This window comes from Massilia sp. LC238, assembly GCF_000735635.1.
Lineage (GTDB): Bacteria > Pseudomonadota > Gammaproteobacteria > Burkholderiales > Burkholderiaceae_D > Telluria > Telluria varians.
The window spans coordinates 1-2,469 of record NZ_JNNN01000055.1 but is presented as its reverse complement, the minus strand read 5'-3'; the positions used below and the strand labels follow the sequence as shown (position 1 = coordinate 2,469).

3 protein-coding genes are annotated in these 2,469 nt (G+C 64.4%); all 3 read right to left on the bottom strand.

The window, feature by feature from the left end:
- Positions 1 to 79 precede the first annotated feature (79 nt).
- The 3 genes from FG94_RS15935 to FG94_RS15925 are packed head-to-tail and all read right to left on the bottom strand — an operon-like array spanning position 80 to position 2,385.
- The gene (locus tag FG94_RS15935; protein ID WP_036213676.1) at positions 80 to 1,660 is read right to left on the bottom strand and encodes an IS66 family transposase; all 1,581 of its coding nucleotides are present in this window, start codon (positions 1,658 to 1,660) and stop codon (positions 80 to 82) included.
- A 30-nt stretch (positions 1,661 to 1,690) separates the two neighbouring features.
- Positions 1,691 to 2,038 carry an IS66 family insertion sequence element accessory protein TnpB gene (gene tnpB, locus FG94_RS15930; protein ID WP_027867329.1) on the bottom strand — a complete coding sequence of 116 codons (348 nt, stop codon included), beginning with the start codon at positions 2,036 to 2,038 and terminating at the stop codon, positions 1,691 to 1,693.
- Positions 2,035 to 2,385, bottom strand: coding sequence for a transposase (locus tag FG94_RS15925; RefSeq protein ID WP_051306662.1), 351 nt, complete (start codon positions 2,383 to 2,385; stop codon positions 2,035 to 2,037). The genes tnpB and FG94_RS15925 overlap by 4 nt, the downstream gene beginning before the upstream one ends.
- Positions 2,386 to 2,469: the final 84 nt, after the last annotated feature.

Here is a 2,469-nt window from a genome sequence, read left to right as displayed (position 1 = left end):
GTAAGCGTCATCCCAGCACCGTCTTGAGCACCGGTAGCAAAAACGAGATGATGCTTGCTACACCGCTGGGAAGCGGAGTTCAGCCGGCCAGCTTGGCGGCACAGTTCCAGGGCAGGAAGTCGTCGACCCGGTTCACAGGATGATCGGCGATATGCGTCAGCACATGGCGCAACCAGGCTTCGGGGTCGATACCGTTCAGCCTGGCCGTTCCAATCAGCCCATACATGGCAGCAGCGCGTTCGCCGCCGCTGTCGGCGCCGGCAAACAGGAAGTTGCGCCGGCCCAGCGCGATACCGCGCAGCGCCCGCTCGGCGGCCGAGTTGTCGATCTCGATGCGGCCGTCGTCGACATAACAAGTCAGTGCCGGCCACAGTTTGAGGGCATAGAGGATTGCCGCTGCCGTATCGGATTTGCGCGACAGCGTGGAGAGCGTGGCGTGCAGCCAGCGCTCCAGGTCGTCGAGCAGTGGTTTCGCGTGCAACTGGCGTGCGGCGCGTCGTTCGTCCGGCGGCTTGCCGCGGATATTCTCTTCGATGGCATACAGCTCGCCGATCCGGCGCAGTGCCTCGGTAGTGAGCGATGTGGGCCGCGCTGCGTGCAGGTCATAGAATTTGCGGCGCGCATGTGCCCAGCAAGCAGCTTCCAGTACGCGGCCACTTTCGTACACGGCGTTGAAGCCGGCATAGGCATCGGCCTGCAGCACGCCGTGGAAATCGGCGAGGTGGCCTTGCGGATGCTCGCCCTTGCGGTCGGGCGAGTAGGCAAACCACACCGCTGGCGGGCTAGCGTCGCCGCTGGGGCGGTCGTCGCGCACATAGGTCCACAGGCGCGCCGTGCGGGTCTTGCCATTGCCCGGAGCGAGCACCGGCAGCGGCGTGTCGTCGGCATGCAGCTTCGTTGCGGCGAAGACATGGCGACGCAGCGCATCAACCAGGGGACGCAGCAGCGTGCCGGCGGCACCGACCCAGCTGGCCAGCAGGCTGCGCTCGAGCTCCACGCCTTCGCGGGCGTAGATCACGCTCTGGCGGTACAGCGGCAGGTGGTCAGCGAATTTCGCCACCAGCACGTGGGCCAGCAGACCCGGCCCGGCCAGGCCGCGTTCGATGGGGCGGCTGGCCGCCGGAGCCTGCACGATCGTATCGCAGCAGGCACATGCCAGCTTGGGACGCACATGGCGAATCACGCGGAAGCTGGCCGGCACGTATTCAAGCTGCTCTGACACGTCTTCGCCCAGGTGTTTCAAATTTCCGCCGCAGTCCGGGCACGCATCGCCGGCCGGTGCCTGCACCCGTTCTTCACGCGGCAAATGCGGTGGCAATGGCTTGCGCTCGGCCTTCTTGCGAGGGGCTAGCTCCATCGGTGCCTGCGCCTCGGCCACAGCCTCTTCCGCTTCGAGATCTTCGAGCTGGAGCTCCAGCTGCTCGATCTGCTGATCGAGCTTTTCCGATTTGCGCCCAAACTGCATGCGCCGCAGCTTGGCCAGCACTAGCTTCAAATGCTCGATCTCGGCGGTGCGTCTCGACAGTTCAGCAGTCAGATATGCCAGCTGCGCTTCGCTTTGTTCCGCATACGCTTCGATTCGTGCGGCACGCGCCTCGCTGGCCAGCAGCATGGCCTTCAAGGCAGCGATATCGTCGGGCAGGTCGGCGGCGTTGAGCATGCGTCCAAGTTTACGTGGATCTCGGCAGGTTTACAAGGCCGACTCCGGTCGCCAGGTGCGCTCAGGCCGGCGCCAGTCGATCCCCTCGAGCAGCATCGACAACTGCGCATGCGTCAGCGTGACGCTGCCGCTGTTTGCCTGAGGCCAGACGAAGCGCCCGCGTTCCAGGCGCTTGCACAGCAGGCACAGGCCGTCGCCGGTCCACCACAGCACCTTGATCAGGTCACCGCGCCGTCCGCGGAACACGAACACGTGGCCGCTGTATGGATCTTCTTCCAGGGCCGTTTGCACCTTCGAGGCCAGGCCATTGAATCCCGAGCGCATGTCGGTGACGCCGGCAGCCAGCCAGATGCGCGTACCGGCAGGAAGACCGATCATGCGCGCAACCCTTTCAGAACCAGCGTCAGTGTTGCCGGATCCGGACTGCCCTCGATACGCACCGCTGCCTCGCCAATGCGGATCTCGATTACCCCGCTACCGGCCGGGCCTTTGCTGATCGGCGAAGCCTGTGCCAGTGTTACCGGCACCAACTCGGCCTGGTCAAGCTGGCCCGCTATCAACTGGCGTCGCCAGCGAAACAGCATGTTCGTATTCAGTCCATGCTGCAGGGCCAGCTGCGACACACTCACCGACGGATCACACGCCTGCTGCGCCAGCTGCCGCTTGAACTCGAGCGGGTAGTTCGTGCTACGCCGACGCCTGCTGTGTTCAACTTCGCTTTCCAAGATAGTCCCCACCAAAATTTAGTGGGGGCTACTTTGCGACCGGCGCCGTTCAGTGTCTAGACGGTGCTGATTTGACGCTTACGT

Excerpts from the sequence above, each read along its gene's own strand:
- tnpB (WP_027867329.1), bottom strand. The coding sequence starts at position 2,038 with ATGATCGGTCTTCCTGCCGGTACGCGCATCTGGCTGGCTGCCGGCGTC.
- FG94_RS15935 (WP_036213676.1), bottom strand. The coding sequence starts at position 1,660 with ATGCTCAACGCCGCCGACCTGCCCGACGATATCGCTGCCTTGAAGGCC.